The organism is Streptomyces albidochromogenes, from assembly GCF_005981925.1.
In the GTDB taxonomy this organism is placed as follows: Bacteria; Actinomycetota; Actinomycetes; order Streptomycetales; family Streptomycetaceae; genus Streptomyces; species Streptomyces albidochromogenes.
In genome coordinates, this window is record NZ_VBVX01000142.1 from 1 (window position 1) to 16,713 (window position 16,713).

A 16,713-nucleotide genomic window follows, 5' to 3' on the forward strand; every position below is an offset into this window, starting at 1 on the left:
CGTACGGGGGCGCGGGGGTGTGCCCCACGACCGTCGGCGTCGCGTGCGGCGCGAGGGCCGGGCCCGGCGCGGCGGGCGCAGCGGGCCCGAGGTGCCGGGGCGTCTCCTCGGGCGCCGGGGGTCCGGCTGCGGGCGTCCCGGCGCCTCCCGGCCCAGCATGGCCGTTCACCGGGCCGGGGGCGGGGTCGTCCGGGGCCTCGGTGTCCAGGAGCTCTATCGCGTGGCGGCCCAGCCGGGCCACCAGGGCCGCCGGGAGCCAGGGGTCGCCGCTGTCGCCGCCGCGCGTCTGCTCCAGCAGATCGTCGAGCGAGGGCCGCGCGCCGGGGTCCTTGCGCAGGCAGGAGCCGATCAGGTCCTGGAGGCCCTCGGGAATGCCGTCCAGGGTCGGGGACTCGGTCGCTATCCGGTACATCAGGGCGTGCACCCCGCTGTCGGCCGTGCCGAACGGGAGGCGGCCCGTCGCCGCGTACGCCAGGACCGAGCCCAGGCAGAAGACGTCGCACGCGGGCGTGATCCGCTCACCCCTGACCTGCTCCGGGGCCATGAAGCCGGGGGAGCCGACGAGGGCGCCGGTCCGGGTCAGGGCGGCCGCGTCGGTGACCGTTTCGAGGGCGCGCGCGATGCCGAAGTCGATGACGCGCGGGCCGTCGATGGTGATCAGGACGTTGGACGGCTTCAGGTCGCGGTGGATCAGGCCCGCCGCGTGGATGTCGCGCAGGGCCTGGGCCAGGCCGGCGCCCAGGATGTGCACGGAGCGCTCCGGCAGCGGGCCGTCGCCGGAGACGACCGTGTGCAGGTCCGGGCCGGCGACGTAACCGGTGGCGACCCACGGGACGGCCGCTTCCGTGTCGGCGTCGAGGACCGGCGCCGTCCACCGGCCGCCGACCCGTCTCGCCGCCGCCACCTCCTGGCGGAAGCGGGCGCGGAACTCCTCCTGCTCGGCCAGCTCCCGGCGCACCAGCTTGACGGCGACCGTACGGCCGCGGCCCGAGCGCGCCAGATAGACCTGCCCCATCCCGCCCGCGCCGAGCCGCGCCAGCAGCCGGTACGCACCGATCTGCTGCGGGTCGGCCGGTCCCAGCTTCTCCATGGCAGCGCCACCCCTCCCCCGGAACGTCACCCAGAGGATAGTGCGCCGGTACGACAAGGACGGGCGCCGAGCGGCCTACGGTTCCGTCACGGCCTCCAGGGCCGCCGAGAGCCGCTCCAGCACGCGTACGGTCTCGGCGAACTCCGCCTCACCGAGCTCGGCCGCGAGCCGCGCCGCGAGCGCCGCGTGCCCCGGCTCGATCCTCCGCACCGCCTCCCGACCCGCCTCGGTGGGCCGCAGCAGCTTGGCCCTGCGGTGCGCGGGGTTGGCGGCGTACTCCGCGAGGCCCTTGGTCACGAGCAGGTCGGCGATGCGCTGCACGCTCTGCCGGGTGATGCCCATGGTGCGGGCGATGCCGGCGACGGGCAGGGGTTCGTGCAGGACGGCGCCGACGACCTGCCACCAGGCGGCGGTCAGTCCGGCGGGGCGGGCCAGGTCCTCCGAGACCGCGAGGAACTGGCCGTTGAGGCGGAAGGTGCCGAGCGCGGTACGGCTCAGCAGCTCCTGCTCCGGCGTACCGCTCACGACTCCAGGACCTCCATGGCGGAGGCGTCCGAGTCGTGGAACAGCCGGTACCAGGCGTCGAGCTTCTCGCCCTCGTACACGCCGAGCCGCGCGAACACCTCGCGGGCCAGCGCGACCGGCTCGGTCGGCCCGGCGGTGATCAGCAGGCCGTCCTCGTCGGTGACCGCGTCCTCGTCGCGGTAGTGGTCGCCGCCCTTGTAGCCGGTGGCGGCGAGATAGAAGGAGACGGCGCTGGTGTGCGCGCGGGTGTCCAGCAGGCCCTCGCGCGCCAGGCCGGCCGTGGCGCCGCAGATGGCCGCCACCGGCACGCCCGCGTCGACGAACGACCTGGCGGCGCGGGCGAAGGGGGCGAGGTCGTCGGAGGTGTCCCACAGGCTCGCGCCGGTGAGGATCAGCAGCGCGCTGTCCTCGGGGCGTACGTCGTCGAGGGCGAGGTCGGGCTGGACGCGTACGCCGCCCATCGTCGTCACGGGCGCCAGGGAGGCGGCGACGGTCTGGACGGTGAAGCCGTTCTGGGTGAGGAACGCCGTGGTGTGGCCCGTCTCCCAGTCGGCGAAGGTGTCGTAAACGGCGAGGTGCACGGTCTTGGCTGTCATGACGGTCCCCTCAGGTCGATGACAATATGCTGTCATTACGACAGGGTGCTGTCAATGGTCCGCGGTCGACATCCTGCCCACCAAAGTGGCGCAGGACATACAAGGTGGCCATGTCGGCCCCCACCAGCGCGTCTCTACGCTGGGGCCATGACCCCTCATGTCGACCCTTCCCCAAGCTCTCAACTCCGTTCGGGCAGGGGAGGCCCCACTGCCGGCGCGGCCGTCAAGGCCGCGGACCGCGCGCACGTGTTCCACTCCTGGTCCGCCCAGGGACTGATCGATCCGCTCGCCGTCGCCGGCGCCGAGGGTTCGTACTTCTGGGACTACGAGGGCAACCGCTACCTCGACTTCACCAGCGGCCTCGTCTTCACCAACATCGGCTACCAGCACCCGAAGGTCGTCGCGGCGATCCAGGAGCAGGCCGCGAAGCTCTCCACCTTCGCGCCCGCCTTCGCCGTCGAGCCGCGCTCCGAGGCCGCACGCCTCATCGCCGAGCGCACCCCCGGTGACCTCGACAAGATCTTCTTCACCAACGGCGGCGCCGAGGCGATCGAGAACGCCGTCCGGATGGCCCGTCTGCACACGGGCCGCCACAAGGTCCTGGCCGCGTACCGCTCGTACCACGGCGGCACCACCACCGCGATCAACCTCACCGGCGACCCGCGCCGCTGGGCCTCCGACAACGGCACCTCGGGCACCGTCCACTTCTGGGCGCCGTTCCTCTACCGCTCGGCCTTCTACGCCGAGAACCAGGCCGAGGAGTGCGCCCGCGCGCTCCAGCACCTGGAGGACACCATCGCCTTCGAGGGGCCGGCCGCGATCGCCGCGATCGTCCTGGAGACCATTCCCGGCACGGCGGGCATCATGACGCCGCCCCCCGGCTACCTCGCCGGGGTGCGCGAGATCTGCGACCGCCACGGCATCGTCTTCGTCCTCGACGAGGTCATGGCGGGCTTCGGCCGTACGGGCAAGTGGTTCGCCGCCGAGCACTTCGACGTCGTACCGGACCTGATGACCTTCGCGAAGGGCGTCAACTCCGGTTACGTGCCGCTGGGCGGCGTCGCGATCTCCGGCGCGATCGCCGAGACCTTCGAGAAGCGCCCCTACCCGGGCGGTCTCACGTACTCCGGCCACCCGCTGGCGTGCGCCGCCGCCGTCGCCACCATCCAGGTGATGGAGGAGGAGCGCGTCGTCGAGAACGCGGCGCACACCGGCGAGACCGTGATCGCCCCCGGTCTGCGCGAGCTGGCGGAGCGCCACCCGAGCATCGGCGAGATCCGCGGCACGGGCATGTTCTGGGCACTGGACCTGGTCAAGGACCGCGAGACGCGCGAGCCGCTCGTCCCGTACAACGCCTCGGGCGAGGCCAACGCCCCGATGGCGGCGTTCACAGCGGCCTGCAAGAAGAACGGCCTGTGGCCCTTCGTCAACATGAACCGCACGCACGTCGTGCCGCCGTGCAACGTCACCGAGGCCGAGGCGAAGGAGGGCCTGGCGGCCCTGGACATCGCCCTGTCGGCCGCGGACGAGCACACCACCGCCGCCTGACCGCGCGGTGACCGCGCGGGCCGGCGGCGACCTCCCCGCCGCCGGCCCCCGCGGGACTCTCCGGCGGGCTCCCGGCCGCACCGCCTATGGTGTCCGGAGCCATCCGAAGGGGAAAGACGCCATGCCCGCGAGCGGACCTGTGACCCGCAACACCCTGCGGCAGCAGATAGCCGACGCGCTGCGTGACGAAGTGCTCGCGGGGCGTCTGCGGCCGGGCCAGGAATTCACCGTCAAGCAGATCGCCGACCAGTACGGGGTCTCCGCGACGCCCGTCAGGGAAGCGCTCGTCGACCTGGCGGCGCAGAGCCTGCTCGACTCCGACCAGCACCGCGGCTTCCGCGTCCGCGAGATCTCCGTGGCCGACTTCCGCGGCATGGTCGAGGCCCGCTCCCTGATCACCGACGGCGTCTTCCGCAAGCTGGCGGAAGCCGGCTGGAGCGGTGCGCGCGCCGACGTGCTGATGGCCGTCCGGCGCCGCGCGGAGGAGGCGGCGCGCGCCGCCCGCGCGGGCGACCTCGACATCTTCATCGGGTACGACCTGCGCTTCTGGCGCGAGCTCGGCGCCCTGGTGGACAACCCGCACATCTGCGCCTTCCTGCACCAACTGCGGCTGCGCTGCTGGGTCTTCTCCGTGCCGCACCTGCGGGGGGACCCCGGGCTCAGGGACCGGCTGTGGCAGGACCACGCCGAGGTCGTGGACGCGGTGACGCGCGCGGACGCCGAGGCGGTACGGGCGGTCATCGCGGCGTACCACGCCCGGATGCTCGCCTGGGCCGAGGACCTGGCGAGCGGCGAGCGGCTGGAGCGTCCGCAGCGGTGAGAGCAGATCTGACGGTCGTCGTCCCCGCCTACAACGAGGAACGGCGGCTGGGCCCCACCCTGGACGCGATCCGCGCCCATTTGAACGCCAACCCCGGCCGCTGGGGCCGCTGGGAGCTGATCGTCGTCGACGACGGTTCCACGGACGGCACGGCCGACGCGGTACGGGCCGCCGCCGCCCGGGAGCCGCGCATCCTGCTGGTGGAGGCCGACGAGCGGGGCAACCGCGGCAAGGGCCACGCCCTGCGGCGTGGCGTCCTCGCCTCGCGCGGCGCCCGGGTGCTCGTCACGGACGCGGACCTGGCCACCCCGATCGAGGAGCTCGACCGCCTCGACAAGGAGCTCTCCCAGGACGAGGAGGGGCTCGCCGCCGCCATAGGGTCGCGCGCACACCCCGAGTCGTCCATCGACGTGCACCAGCGCCGCGTGCGCGAATGGCTCGGCCGGCTCGGCAACCGGCTCATACGGGCCGTCGCCGTGCCCGGCATACGGGACACCCAGTGCGGCTTCAAGCTCTTCGACGGCGCCAAGGCGCGGGCCGCCTTCGCCGACGCCCGGCTCGACGGGTGGGGGACGGACGTGGAGATCCTGCAGTTCTTCCGGCGGGCGGGCTGGCAGGTGGCCGAGGTCCCGGTCCGGTGGGCCCACCAGGCGGGCTCCAAGGTGAGGCCGGTCGACTACTTCAAGGTGCTCGGCGAACTGGCGAGGCTCAGGGCCCGCCGGGTGCGGCGCGTCGACCTGGCCGTCGCCGCCCTCTTCCTCCTCGCCTCCGTACTGCTCTACAAGGGCCTGTGGGCGGACCTGGACAGCCGCTACCTCGCCGACTCGGGGCAGGACCAGAACCAGTGGGAGTGGTTCTTCGCGGTCACCGCCGACAACGTGACCCACCTGCGCAACCCGCTCTTCACCGGCGCGCAGAACCATCCCGACGGCGTGAACCTCATGGCGAACACCGTCATGCTCGGCCTGTCCGTGCCGCTGGTCCCCGTGACGCTGGCCTTCGGGCCGACCACGACCTGGGCGCTCGTCCTGACCTGCGGCCTCGCCGCCACCGCCGTCGCCTGGTACTGGCTGCTCGCGAAGCGGCTGGTGGTGAGCCGCTGGGCGGCGGCCACCGGGGCCGCGCTGTGCGCCTTCGCGCCGCCGATGATCTCGCACGCCACCGCCCACCCCAACTTCGCCGTGCTCTTCATGATCCCGGTGATCCTCGACCGGGCCCTGCGGCTCTGCGGGAGCGCGGGCCGGGGCGCGGCCCCTGGCCCGGGCGACGGGAAGCGGGTCGTGCGGGACGGGGCGCTGCTGGGCCTGTTCGCGACGTACCAGATCTTCCTCGGCGAGGAGCCGCTCCTCCTCGCCGCGATGGGCATGCTGCTGTTCGCCGGCTGCTACGCCCTCGCGCACCGCGAGGCGGCCCGCGCGGCGTGGCGGCCCCTGCTCAAAGGGCTCGGGGTGGCGGCCGCCGTGTGCGTGCCGCTGGTCGCCTTCCCGCTGTACTGGCAGTTCTTCGGCCCGCAGAGCTACCACAGCGTCCTGCACGGCGACAACGCCGGCAACAGCCCGCTCGCCTTCCTGGAGTTCTCCGGGCGCGCGCTGCTCGGCGACGAGGCGCGGGCCGACCCGCTCGCCATGAACCGCACCGAGCAGAACGCCTTCTTCGGCTGGCCGCTGGCGGGGCTCGCGTTCGCCCTCGCGCTGGCCCTGTGGCGGCGTCCCCTGGTCAGGGCGCTCACCTTCACGGGCCTCGCGGCGGCGCTGCTGTCGCTCGGCCCGAGGTTCCGCGTCCCGTACACCGAGGTGATCCTGCCCGGACCGTGGCGGGCGCTCGCCCACCAGCCGCTCTTCGAGTCGGTCATCGAGTCGCGGGTGGCGATGATCTGCGCCCCGGTGCTCGGGATCCTGGTGGCCCTGGGGGTGGACGGCGTCCGCACCTCCCCCGACCGCCTCGCGCGCACCCTCGGCCTCACCGCGATCGGCCTCGCGCTGCTGCCGATCGTCCCCACGCCGATGCCGGTGCGGGAGCGCCCGGACGTGCCCGCGTTCATCACCGAGGGCCTGTGGAGGCAGTACGTCGCCGAGGGCGAATCGGTGGTTCCCGTACCGCTGCCGGACGCCGGCAACGCCGAGGCACTGCACTGGCAGTCCGCCACGAAGCCCGATTTCACGGTTCCCGGCGGGTACTTCAACGGCCCCTGGGGCCCGGACCGCATCGGCATCTACGGCGCCTCCCCCCGCCACACCTCGAACCTCCTGCGCGACATCCGCTACGGCGCCGCGATCCCCGCGATCGGACCCGAGTGGCGGGCCCAGGCCCGCGCCGACCTGGAGTTCTGGCGGGCGGGCGTGGTCGTGCTCGCCCCGCAGGACAACGCCGGGGCGCTGCGCGACGCCGTGTCGCGGCTGCTCGGGAAGCCGGGCGAGCGGATCGGCGGGGCCTGGGTCTGGGACGTGGGCGACGCGCGGTGACGAAACCGGGACGTGTACGCCAACTGTGCGCGGCGACGCGGTAGCACTACGCTTCCTGGACTGTCGCACGAACCCAGTGGAGAGCGAGCCGTACGTGGCCTGTGACCTGTGGCTGGTCCCCCTCGTCGATGTGCTGTGCCACAGCCCCGACAATCCCTTCGCCGAAGAGATCGCGTCGTACGACAAGGCCCTCACCGAGGCGGGCCTGCCGACCGTCCCCGTCTTCGCCTACATGCCGGGCCTGTCGGGCGATGTCGCCCCGGTGGCCGGCTTCGACTACGACGCGCTGCACTTCCTGCGGCGCGCCTACCTCCTCCAGCTCTGCGGCCTGGAGGTGACGCCGGTCGACGCCCTCGGCGGCGACTACGAGCAGCTCCTGGAGATGTTCGAGTCGACGGCCCAGCAGTCGCACCTGGTCTGGCACTACGACCACGCGGGCGCGTACGTCCCCGTCGACTACGCGGCGCCCCTGTCCAACGAGGAACTCCTCGCGGGCGGCGGCCCGCTGGGCTCCACGCAGGGCCTGCTGCGGGAGCTGGAGTTCGTCGCCCCCTCGATCGGCATCGACCCGGCGAACCCGCCCTCGGCGCCCAAGCCGCCCGAGCGACCGACCACCCTGGAGGAGCCGGCCGACGCTCTTCCGTACGACGAGAACCCCTTCGCCCGCGAACGCCACGTCTGGCTGGGCCTGCACGCGGCGGCGACCCGGAGCCTCGGCCAGGGCTCCATGATCATTTTCAGCTGACCGGGGCCGCGCCCCACCGCTCCGGCGCGCCCCACCGCTCCGGCGCGCGCCACCGCCTCAGCGGGGCGACTCCGGGGGCCGCTGCCGGGGCATGCTCGGCCGTGCTCCCGTATGCGGCGGATACCGTCCGGACGGCGACGCGCCGCCGTCCGGACGGGCCGACCCCGGCCCGCCCGCCGACTGCATCACCAGCGGCGCGGGCCCCGCCCGGAACTCGACCATCCAGTCCGCCGTCTCCGACCGCACCAGCTCCGAGATGTCCTCCGAGAACCGCCGGAGGATGCCCAGGCAGCGCTCGGCCGCCTCACTGGCCGTGCCCTCGGTGGGCCCGAGCATCTCCCGCACGCTCTCCGACGCCCAGTCGAACTGGAGCGCCTGAAGCCGCCGCTGCACCGCCTGCGCCGCCGCCACGTCCCGCATCCACCCCGACGTGAGCCCGAAGAACCGGTCGCAGGCCAGGCACGCGGCACCCAGCAGCAGCGGCAGGTAGCCCCAGCCCGCCGCGCCGTCCACCGCCCCCGCCAGGTCGACGAGCGGCAGCGCGGCCCCGACGGTCACGCCGGCGGCCGTGCCCGCGCGCAGGACGCGGGCCGCGCGGCGCTTGCGGGCCCGGTCGGCGAGGTACCAGTCGGCCGTGTGCAGCGCGCCCGCCTCGACCCAGCGGTAGAGCTCGTCGAGACGCTCCGCCGGCTCGCCCCAGTCGCCGAGCGGAAACGGCCTCCCGGTCAGATCGTCCTCGTCCGGCGACTGCTCGGTCGCACCCCCGCCCTCCTTCCGGGCGGGCCCCTCGGGCTGCATCTCCGGCTGGCTCACCGGGCACTCCTCTGCGCTTGCGCTCTGTACGGGACATTGCGAGTAGTGGTGCGACGTGGTGCGACGTGCTGTGACGCAGTGCATACGCATGCCCTTCCTACCGCCGAATGGTGGGCCGTGGGGGCGATGTCGCGGGATTTACGGCCACAAGCGCGCCGTGGTCAGGTAGAGGCGGCCGTACGTCTCACTCGAAAGAGTCGCTCCGTACGCCGTGGGCGCGGCGCCCGGCGAACACGTAGGCTCGGCTTACCGAAACAATCGTCGTCGAAGTGCCAGGAGTGACCGTGATTCCCGGTGGTGGCCAGCCCAACATGCAGCAGCTGCTTCAGCAGGCCCAGAAGATGCAGCAGGACCTCGCCAAGGCGCAGGAGGAACTCGCCAGGACCGACGTCGACGGCCAGGCCGGCGGCGGCCTGGTGAAGGCGACCGTCAACGGCTCCGGTGAGCTCCGCGGACTGGTGATCGACCCGAAGGCGGTCGACCCGGAAGACACCGAGACGCTCGCGGACCTGATCGTCGCCGCCGTCCAGGCCGCGAACGAGAACGCGCAGCAGCTCCAGCAGGAGAAGCTCGGCCCGCTCGCCCAGGGGCTCGGCGGCATGCCGGGGCTGCCCTTCTAAGGCGGCCCCGCAGCAACTACCGTACGTACCAGGCAGGACCGGCAGGGCAAGGAAGGCAATCCGTTGTACGAAGGCGTGGTCCAGGACCTCATCGACGAGTTGGGCAGGCTGCCCGGCGTCGGTCCCAAGAGCGCGCAGCGGATCGCCTTCCACATCCTCCAGGCCGAGCCGACCGATGTGCGCCGCCTCGCCCATGCCCTCCTGGAGGTCAAGGACAAGGTCCGCTTCTGCGTGGTGTGCGGCAACGTCGCGCAGGAGGAGCAGTGCGGGATCTGCCGTGACCCGCGCCGCGACCCGGCGGTCATCTGCGTCGTCGAAGAGCCCAAGGATGTCGTCGCGGTCGAGCGGACGCGGGAGTTCCGCGGCCGCTACCACGTGCTCGGCGGGGCCATCAGCCCCATCGAGGGCGTCGGCCCCGACGACCTGCGGATCCGCGAGCTGCTCGCGCGCCTCGCGGACGGTGCCGTCACCGAACTGATCCTGGCCACTGATCCGAACCTGGAGGGCGAGGCCACCGCCACGTACCTCGCCCGGATGATCAAGCCGATGGGTCTGCGGGTGACACGCCTGGCCAGTGGACTCCCCGTCGGGGGAGATCTTGAGTACGCCGACGAGGTCACGCTGGGCCGTGCCTTCGAGGGGAGACGATTGCTCGATGTCTGACGCCAACGCAAAGCTGCTGCACGCGGTCGCGCAGGATCCGGACGATTTCGCCGTCCAGATCGCCGACCAGATCGAGAGCTTCATCGTCGCCGTCACGGAAGTGGCCAAGGGGGACGAGCCGGACAGCGCTGTCCCGTTCCTGCTCCTGGAGGTCTCCCAGCTGCTCCTCGCGGGAGGCAGGCTCGGCGCGCACGAGGACATCATTCCCGACGAGCGGTACGAGCCGGACCTCGGCGCGGAGCCCGACCCGGACGACCTGCGGCAACGTTTCGCCGTCATGCTCGACCCCATCGACGTGTACTCCGAGGTCTTCGACCCGTACGAGCCGCGCAAGGCACCCGTGCCGTGCCGCATCTCGGACGACCTGGCCGACGTCATCACGGACCTGCGCCACGGCCTGGCCCACTACCGGGCGGGCCGCACCACCGAGGCGCTGTGGTGGTGGCAGTTCTCGTACTTCTCCAACTGGGGCTCCACCGCCTCGGCCTGCCTGCGCGCCCTCCAGTCCCTGGTGGCGCACGTCCGCCTCGACCAGCCGCTCCAGGAGCTGGACGGTCTCGACACGGACGAGGACCTCGGCGAGGAGGACCTGGAGGCGGAGGCCGGCAGGGTCATGGCCGAGGAGCTGGCGGGCCCGCTGGGCCTGCGCACGGCCACCTGAGCGGCCCCGCGCCCCCGGCCGGCCGGTGCGCCCGGCCGGCCCGGGGCGCGGCGCGTGCGCCGGGCCCGGGCGGGGTCTAGTTCTTCGACAGGGCCCGCGTCACCCCGGCGAGCACGGCGGTGGTCAGCACCCAGCCGATCGCGACGAAGGCGTACGCCAGCCACTGGGCGTCCCCGCCGTCCCAGTGCCAGGCGCCGCGCTGGCCGAGGCCGCCGACGGGGATCAGCAGGTCGAGCGAGTACACGAAGGCGTTGAACGGCGGCCCCTCGCCGGGCTTGACGGGCGTCGGCGTCAGAGCGCGGAAGACCAGCGTGCCCAGGGTCGTGAGCGCGGCGAGCCACACCCCCGCCAGCCACGGCCGGTAGCCGTAGCCGACGGTGACGTCCAGCAGACCGCCCCACACGCGTCCCACCGCGCTCGTCGCCGTCCGGCGGCGGTGGCGCTGCTTGTGCAGCAGGACGCGGCGGGCGTGGTCGTCGTGGCCTATGCGCCGGTAGTACGACGCGAGCTGCTCGTACGGCTGGGGCCTGTAGTCGTGGTCCCGCCGGAACCACAGCAGCCGCTGCGCCGGGGCGACGCCGCCGGGCATCGCGTCCTCGTCGTCGAACCGTACGGAGTCGTACACGAAGCCGTCGAGCCGCAGGACCGGCGGCCAGGTGCGCGGGTCGTCGACGACGCCGGCGGCGCGGGCGTTGCGCAGGTCCACCCGGCCGCCCGGCGCAGCGGCGAACCGCAGGTCGAGGTCGGACGTGCGCATGCCGACGCAGACCAGCGAAGTGCCCTCCCCGGCCAGCTCCGCCCCCTCGAACGACAGCAGGTCCGCCACCTGGGCGCCGCGCAGCCGGACCTTGCCGTCGGCGGTGAACCCGCGCGAGAGCCGCACGGTGGTGACCGTCATGTTGTCCCCGCTCAGCGCCACGCCCCCCGGGTTCTCCAGCCGCGCGCCCCGCAGGAACAGGCCGCCGTTCAGCTGCGCCCCCGGCAGCTGCACCGCCCCCTGCGCGCGGAACCCGTGCTCGCCGTACAGCGCTCCGTCCAGCACCATGCCGCCGCCGGACAGCGCGACGCCGCCGGGCGCCGAGAGGGTCGCCCCGTTCAGCAGCAGCTCACCGCTGACGTGCGCGTGGATGAGCTGGACGGCGAACCGGTCGGCGCTCCCCTCCACGACGGAGCCGCGCAGCGTCAGCCGGCCGCCGATGCGGGCGCTGGGCGCCCGGAAGCCGGGCAGCCGGCTGTCCACGATGCCCACGGCCAGGGTGGAGGCCGCTTCGAGGCTGATGTCCTCCTCCAGCACGCACTCCCGGAGCCGGAAGAGGTGCCGGATCTCCGCCCCGTCGAGCACGATCCGGCCCGTGATCCGCGCGCCGGTGAGCCGCAGGGCCGGTACGGCTCCGGACGGCTCGGCGTTCTGGCCGAGCAGCAGGGCGACGACCACGGCGGCCCGGACCGTGCGCTCCTCGCCGCCCCGCAGGTCCACCTCACGTCCTTCGGGGAAGGCGTCCCACAACTGGCGCTCGGCCGGGGTCAGTTCCTCGTATGACAGCACGGAGGCAGCGTACGGGCGGGCGGACGCGGACAGCGCCCGAACGGTCACCGCCGGTACGCCGCGAGCGGGCCGCCGCCCGGCGGCGGCCGTGTGAGCCGGAACACCTTTCGCGTACCCCTGCCCGTCGCCGGGCAGGGGTCCCCGTCGAGCGGGCAGGACCTGCCGACGTGACCGGATCATGAGCGGGACATCTCACGATGCGGTATCACGTGGGCAGGCCCGGTCCGCTCGGTAAACTGAGCCGACCGCAGTAATGACTAACGAGGAGCGCACGTGGGCCTTGTCGTGCAGAAGTACGGAGGCTCCTCCGTTGCCGATGCCGAAGGCATCAAGCGGGTCGCCAAGCGAATCGTCGATGCCAAGAAGAACGGCCACCAGGTCGTTGTCGTGGTTTCGGCGATGGGCGACACGACGGACGAGTTGATCGATCTCGCCGAGCAGGTATCCCCGATCCCTGCCGGTCGCGAATTCGACATGCTGCTGACCGCGGGTGAGCGGATCTCCATGGCGCTGCTGGCCATGGCGATCAAGAACCTGGGCCACGAGGCCCAGTCGTTCACCGGCAGCCAGGCGGGTGTCATCACCGACTCGGTCCACAACAAAGCGCGCATCATCGATGTCACGCCGGGCCGTATCCGCACCGCCCTCGACGAGGGCAACATCGCCATCGTCGCCGGGTTCCAGGGTGTGTCGCAGGACAAGAAGGACATCACCACCCTCGGCCGGGGCGGGTCGGACACGACCGCGGTCGCCCTCGCGGCAGCGCTGGACGCCGAGGTCTGTGAGATCTACACCGATGTGGACGGTGTCTTCACCGCCGACCCCCGGGTCGTGAAGAAGGCCCGGAAGATCGACTGGATCTCCTTCGAGGACATGCTGGAGCTCGCAGCCTCCGGCTCCAAGGTGCTGCTGCACCGGTGCGTCGAGTACGCACGCCGATACAACATCCCGATCCACGTGCGGTCGTCCTTCTCCGGACTGCGCGGCACCTGGGTCAGCAACGAGCCGCAAGGGGACCAGCAGGTGGAGCACGCCATCATCTCCGGAGTCGCCCACGACGTCTCCGAAGCCAAGGTCACCGTCGTCGGTGTGCCGGACAAGCCGGGCGAGGCCGCGGCGATCTTCCGGGCCGTCGCGGACGCCGAGATCAACATCGACATGGTCGTGCAGAACGTCTCGGCCGCGTCGACCGGTCTGACCGACATCTCCTTCACCCTTCCCAAGACCGAGGGCCGCAAGGCCATCGACGCCCTGGAGAAGACGAAGACCGCCGTCGGTTACGACTCCCTCAGGTACGACGACCAGATCGGCAAGATCTCGCTGGTCGGCGCGGGTATGAAGACGAACCCGGGCGTCACGGCGGGCTTCTTCGAGGCGCTGGCCGACGCCGGCGTGAACATCGAGCTGATCTCGACCTCCGAGATCCGCATCTCGGTCGTGACCCGCGCCGACGACGTCAACGAGGCCGTGCGCGCCGTGCACTCGGCCTTCGGCCTCGACAGCGACTCCGACGAGGCGGTCGTCTACGGCGGCACCGGAAGGTGACGCACCAGTGACGGGCAAGCCGACGCTCGCGGTCGTCGGAGCGACCGGAGCCGTCGGCGCCGTCATGCTCCAGATCCTGTCCCAGCACGCCGATGTCTGGGGCGAGATCAGACTCCTCGCGTCCCCGCGCTCGGCCGGCCGCAAGCTGGTCGTGCGCGGGGCGCAGACCGAGGTCCTGGCGCTGTCGGAGGAGGCCCTCGCGGGCGTCGACGTCGCGATGTTCGACGTACCCGACGACGTGGCCGCCCACTGGGCGCCGATCGCCGCCGCCCAGGGCGCGGTGGTGGTGGACAACTCCGCGGCCTTCCGCATGGACCCGGACGTTCCGCTGGTCGTCCCCGAGGTCAACCCGCATGCCGTACGGGTCCGCCCGCGCTCCATCGTGGCGAGCCCGAACTGCACCACGCTGTCGATGATCGTGGCCGTGGGCGCGCTGCACGCCGAGTTCGGGCTGGCCGGCCTCGTCGTGTCCTCGTACCAGGCGGTGAGCGGTGAGGGCCGCGCCGGCGTCGACACGCTGCGCACCCAGCTCTCCCTTGTCGCCGGTACGGAACTGGGGACGAACCCGGGCGACGTACGGCGGGCCGTCGGCGACGACACCGGGCCCTTCGCCGCGCCGATCGCGCTGAACGTGGTGCCGTGGGCCGGGTCGCTGGCCGAGGACGGCTGGTCCTCGGAGGAGCTGAAGGTGCGCGCGGAGTCGCGCAAGATCCTCGACCGGCCCGGACTGCCGGTCTCGGTCACGTGCGTACGGGTGCCCGTGCTCACGACCCACTCGCTCGCCGTGCACGCGCGGTTCGAGAACGAGGTGTCGGTCGAGCGGGCGCACGAGATCCTGGCGACCGCACCAGGTGTGGTGCTCTTCGACGATCCGGCGGCGGGCGAATTCCCGACACCGGCCGACGTGGTGGGAACGGACCCGACGTGGGTGGGGCGGGTGCGGCGGTCGCTGGACGACCCCACGGCGCTCGAACTGTTCGTGTGCGGCGATAATCTCCGCAAGGGTGCCGCGCTCAACACCGCGCAGATCGCCGAACTGGTGGCCGCGGAATTCGGGACGGCGTGAAGCGGAGTATTGCGTAGGATCTGTGAACGCTCTGTGAGTAAGTCGAAGTCTGGACTACTTGAACCGGGGCGTCGTTCTGTTCGATCATTCGCTCCCCGCCCCGCTGCAACCGCAGTCGGGAGGGGAGCGTCTTTGCGGACGCCCCGGCAAAAGGTCGCGACATTTGGGGCATTCAGGAGGGGGAGTACGCATGCGGGCGTTTACTGCCGCGTCAAAAGCGGTGCGTCGCGCGTACAACCCTGACGGGGGGAAGAGTGTCCAACAGGCGTGGCAGAGGTTCTCGACATCCCAGTGGTCCCGGTTCGCGGCGCGGCAGTGCGCCCCCTCCGCCGACCCCGCACGCCCGGCGGCATGCCGGTGATCGCCCCCATGCCGACGGCGCGGTCCGCGCGCATACCGTCCCCGCGCGAGGGCGTTGAAGACGCCATGACCGCGGGCACCACAGTTGACCACCTGACCGAGACCTACCGAGCCCACTACCGCTCGCTGCTGGGCCTGGCGGCGCTGCTGCTCGACGACACGGCCTCGTGTGAGGACGTCGTGCAGGAAGCGTTCATACGGGTGCACTCCGCGCGCAACCGCGTCCGCGACCCCCAGAAGACCCTGGCCTACCTGCGCCAGACGGTGGTCAACCTCTCCCGCTCGGCGCTGCGGCGCCGCATCCTCGGGCTGAAGCTGCTCTCGAAGCCGATGCCGGACATGGCGAGCGCGGAGGAGGGGGCGTACGACCAGCTGGAGCGCGACGCGCTGATCAAGGCGATGCGCGGACTCCAGCGGCGTCAGCGCGAGGTGCTGGTCCTGCGGTACTTCGCGGACATGACCGAGGCCCAGTGCGCCGAGACGCTGGGCATATCCCTGGGCTCGGTGAAGGCGTACGGCTCACGCGGCATAGCGGCGCTGCGCGTCGCCATGGAGGCCTCGGCATGAGCGGCAAGCAAGAGCGGCACGGGCCGGACGGGCCGTTGAACGACCTGACTGGAAAAGCGACTGTGAACGACGGGCCGAACAAGCGCGAGAACCACGACGAGCCGGAAGCGGAGCCGACCGTCGAGCCGGACACCGAGCCGGCCGACGAGCAGAGCGTGGAGCCGGACATCGAGCAGAGCGACGCACCGGCGGGACGGGAAGCGGCCGGGGCCGCACCGGACTCCGCCACCTCGGACGCGACCCCGAAGCCGGACGCCGGCCTCGACACGGACCTCGACGACTTCGGTACGGACGAGCTGGCCCTGCGCCGGATGCTGCGCGGCGCCGTCGAGGAGCTGGAGCCGTCGCAGAACGCCCTGGACCACCTGCGCAAGGCGGTACCCGCCCGGCGCGCCAGGCGACGCCAGGCCGTCGTCGGCATGGCGGCCGCCGCGCTGTTCGTGGGCATGGCGGTCCCCGCCTTCGTCCACGTGGCGAACACCGCCGACTCCTCCGACGCCCGTCCCTCGATAGCGGGCCACGGCCAGGACACGCACGGTGGCACCGGCTGGCAGAAGGGCAACGAGGGCGGCAAGAAGGAGGCGAAGGAGCCTTCCGACAAGTCGACCTCGAAGAGCGACGAGGAAAAGAAGAAGGACAAGAAGAAGAACCCGAGGAAGGGTTCCTCGGGCACCGGCACGGGAGCCGGCACCGGCACCGGCGGCGGTGACACCGGCGAGGCGCCGGGCAGCGTGTCCGCCTCCGTGCCCACGTGCGGCGCGAGCCAGCTCGCCACCGTCGCCGCCTACGCGAACGCGCCGGACGCCGAGGGCAAGGTGTACGGCAAGTTCCAGATCTCCAATGCCTCCCAGATGGCGTGCACGATCGCCGGCAGCGGATCGGTGGGCGTCCAGGCGATGGGCGCGGCCGACCCGGCGCGCATCAACGTCGTCGACCACACCTCGGGCGACGCGGCGTACGGTCTGCCGGACCCGTCCCTGGAGACGACCGGCCTGCTCCTGGAGCCCGGCATGACGTACGAGGTGCAGTTCGCCTGGGTGCCGACCGAGACCTGCCCGACCACCGGTACGCCGCCCGACCCCACAC

The 16,713-nt window shown here is 72.3% G+C and carries 16 protein-coding genes; 11 read left to right on the forward strand and 5 right to left on the reverse strand.

Annotated features, from left to right (window positions below):
- From E2E34_RS19090 to E2E34_RS19100, 3 genes are all read right to left on the reverse strand, one after another.
- Nucleotides 1–1,090: serine/threonine-protein kinase (locus E2E34_RS19090; RefSeq protein WP_138903137.1), on the reverse strand; the 1,090-nt coding region annotated here is incomplete at its 3' end.
- A 75-nt stretch (nt 1,091–1,165) separates the two neighbouring features.
- A complete protein-coding gene (locus E2E34_RS19095) occupies nt 1,166–1,615 on the reverse strand; it encodes a MarR family winged helix-turn-helix transcriptional regulator (RefSeq protein WP_138903138.1) in 450 nt (149 codons plus the stop codon).
- Nucleotides 1,612–2,211 (reverse strand): DJ-1/PfpI family protein, encoded by a 600-nt coding sequence (locus E2E34_RS19100; RefSeq protein ID WP_138903139.1) that lies wholly within the window; start codon nt 2,209–2,211, stop codon nt 1,612–1,614. Before E2E34_RS19100 ends, E2E34_RS19095 begins: the two co-directional genes overlap by 4 nt.
- A 147-nt stretch (nt 2,212–2,358) precedes the next feature.
- On the opposite strand from E2E34_RS19100, the gene E2E34_RS19105 reads away from it, so the two are divergent.
- The 4 genes from E2E34_RS19105 to E2E34_RS19120 all read left to right on the forward strand — a co-directional run bounded on the left by E2E34_RS19105 (nt 2,359) and on the right by E2E34_RS19120 (nt 7,786).
- Complete coding sequence (locus E2E34_RS19105) at nt 2,359–3,759, forward strand: aspartate aminotransferase family protein (RefSeq protein ID WP_138903140.1); 1,401 nt, start codon at nt 2,359–2,361, stop codon at nt 3,757–3,759.
- A gap of 121 nt (nt 3,760–3,880) precedes the next feature.
- Entirely contained in the window at nt 3,881–4,579 is a 699-nt protein-coding gene (locus E2E34_RS19110) for a GntR family transcriptional regulator (RefSeq protein ID WP_138903141.1), read from the forward strand.
- Nucleotides 4,576–7,041, forward strand: a complete 2,466-nt coding sequence (locus tag E2E34_RS19115; protein ID WP_138903142.1) for a dolichyl-phosphate beta-glucosyltransferase — start codon at nt 4,576–4,578, stop codon at nt 7,039–7,041. Before E2E34_RS19110 ends, E2E34_RS19115 begins: the two co-directional genes overlap by 4 nt.
- Before the next feature lie 94 nt (nt 7,042–7,135).
- Nucleotides 7,136–7,786, forward strand: coding sequence for a putative DNA-mimic protein (locus E2E34_RS19120; protein WP_138903143.1), 651 nt, complete (start codon nt 7,136–7,138; stop codon nt 7,784–7,786).
- Nucleotides 7,787–7,843: 57 nt separating this feature from the next.
- On the opposite strand, the gene E2E34_RS19125 is transcribed toward E2E34_RS19120, so the two are convergent.
- A complete protein-coding gene (locus tag E2E34_RS19125; RefSeq protein ID WP_138903144.1) occupies nt 7,844–8,599 on the reverse strand; it encodes an SLATT domain-containing protein in 756 nt (251 codons plus the stop codon).
- 284 nt (nt 8,600–8,883) lie between these two features.
- Between E2E34_RS19125 and E2E34_RS19130 the strand changes: the two genes are divergently transcribed.
- The 3 genes from E2E34_RS19130 to E2E34_RS19140 all read left to right on the forward strand — a co-directional run bounded on the left by E2E34_RS19130 (nt 8,884) and on the right by E2E34_RS19140 (nt 10,543).
- Entirely contained in the window at nt 8,884–9,219 is a 336-nt protein-coding gene (locus tag E2E34_RS19130) for a YbaB/EbfC family nucleoid-associated protein (RefSeq protein WP_138896391.1), read from the forward strand.
- A 63-nt stretch (nt 9,220–9,282) separates the two neighbouring features.
- Nucleotides 9,283–9,882 (forward strand): recombination mediator RecR, encoded by a 600-nt coding sequence (gene recR / locus E2E34_RS19135; protein WP_138903145.1) that lies wholly within the window; start codon nt 9,283–9,285, stop codon nt 9,880–9,882.
- The gene (locus E2E34_RS19140) at nt 9,875–10,543 is read left to right on the forward strand and encodes a DUF5063 domain-containing protein (RefSeq protein WP_138896384.1); all 669 of its coding nucleotides are present in this window, start codon (nt 9,875–9,877) and stop codon (nt 10,541–10,543) included. The genes recR and E2E34_RS19140 overlap by 8 nt, the downstream gene beginning before the upstream one ends.
- 76 nt (nt 10,544–10,619) lie before the next feature.
- Here E2E34_RS19140 and E2E34_RS19145 read toward each other — a convergent pair whose 3' ends face one another.
- Nucleotides 10,620–12,089 carry an oxidoreductase gene (locus E2E34_RS19145; protein WP_138903146.1) on the reverse strand — a complete coding sequence of 490 codons (1,470 nt, stop codon included), beginning with the start codon at nt 12,087–12,089 and terminating at the stop codon, nt 10,620–10,622.
- A 273-nt stretch (nt 12,090–12,362) separates the two neighbouring features.
- Between E2E34_RS19145 and E2E34_RS19150 the strand changes: the two genes are divergently transcribed.
- From E2E34_RS19150 to E2E34_RS19165, 4 genes are all read left to right on the forward strand, one after another.
- Nucleotides 12,363–13,634, forward strand: coding sequence for an aspartate kinase (locus E2E34_RS19150; protein WP_138896386.1), 1,272 nt, complete (start codon nt 12,363–12,365; stop codon nt 13,632–13,634).
- A 7-nt stretch (nt 13,635–13,641) separates the two neighbouring features.
- Nucleotides 13,642–14,700 carry an aspartate-semialdehyde dehydrogenase gene (locus E2E34_RS19155; RefSeq protein ID WP_138903147.1) on the forward strand — a complete coding sequence of 353 codons (1,059 nt, stop codon included), beginning with the start codon at nt 13,642–13,644 and terminating at the stop codon, nt 14,698–14,700.
- Nucleotides 14,701–14,967: 267 nt separating this feature from the next.
- Nucleotides 14,968–15,627, forward strand: a complete 660-nt coding sequence (locus tag E2E34_RS19160) for a SigE family RNA polymerase sigma factor (RefSeq protein WP_138903148.1) — start codon at nt 14,968–14,970, stop codon at nt 15,625–15,627.
- Nucleotides 15,624–16,713, forward strand: a 1,090-nt coding sequence (locus E2E34_RS19165) for a hypothetical protein (protein WP_138903149.1), incomplete at its 3' end; no start/stop codon positions are given. The genes E2E34_RS19160 and E2E34_RS19165, both read left to right, overlap by 4 nt.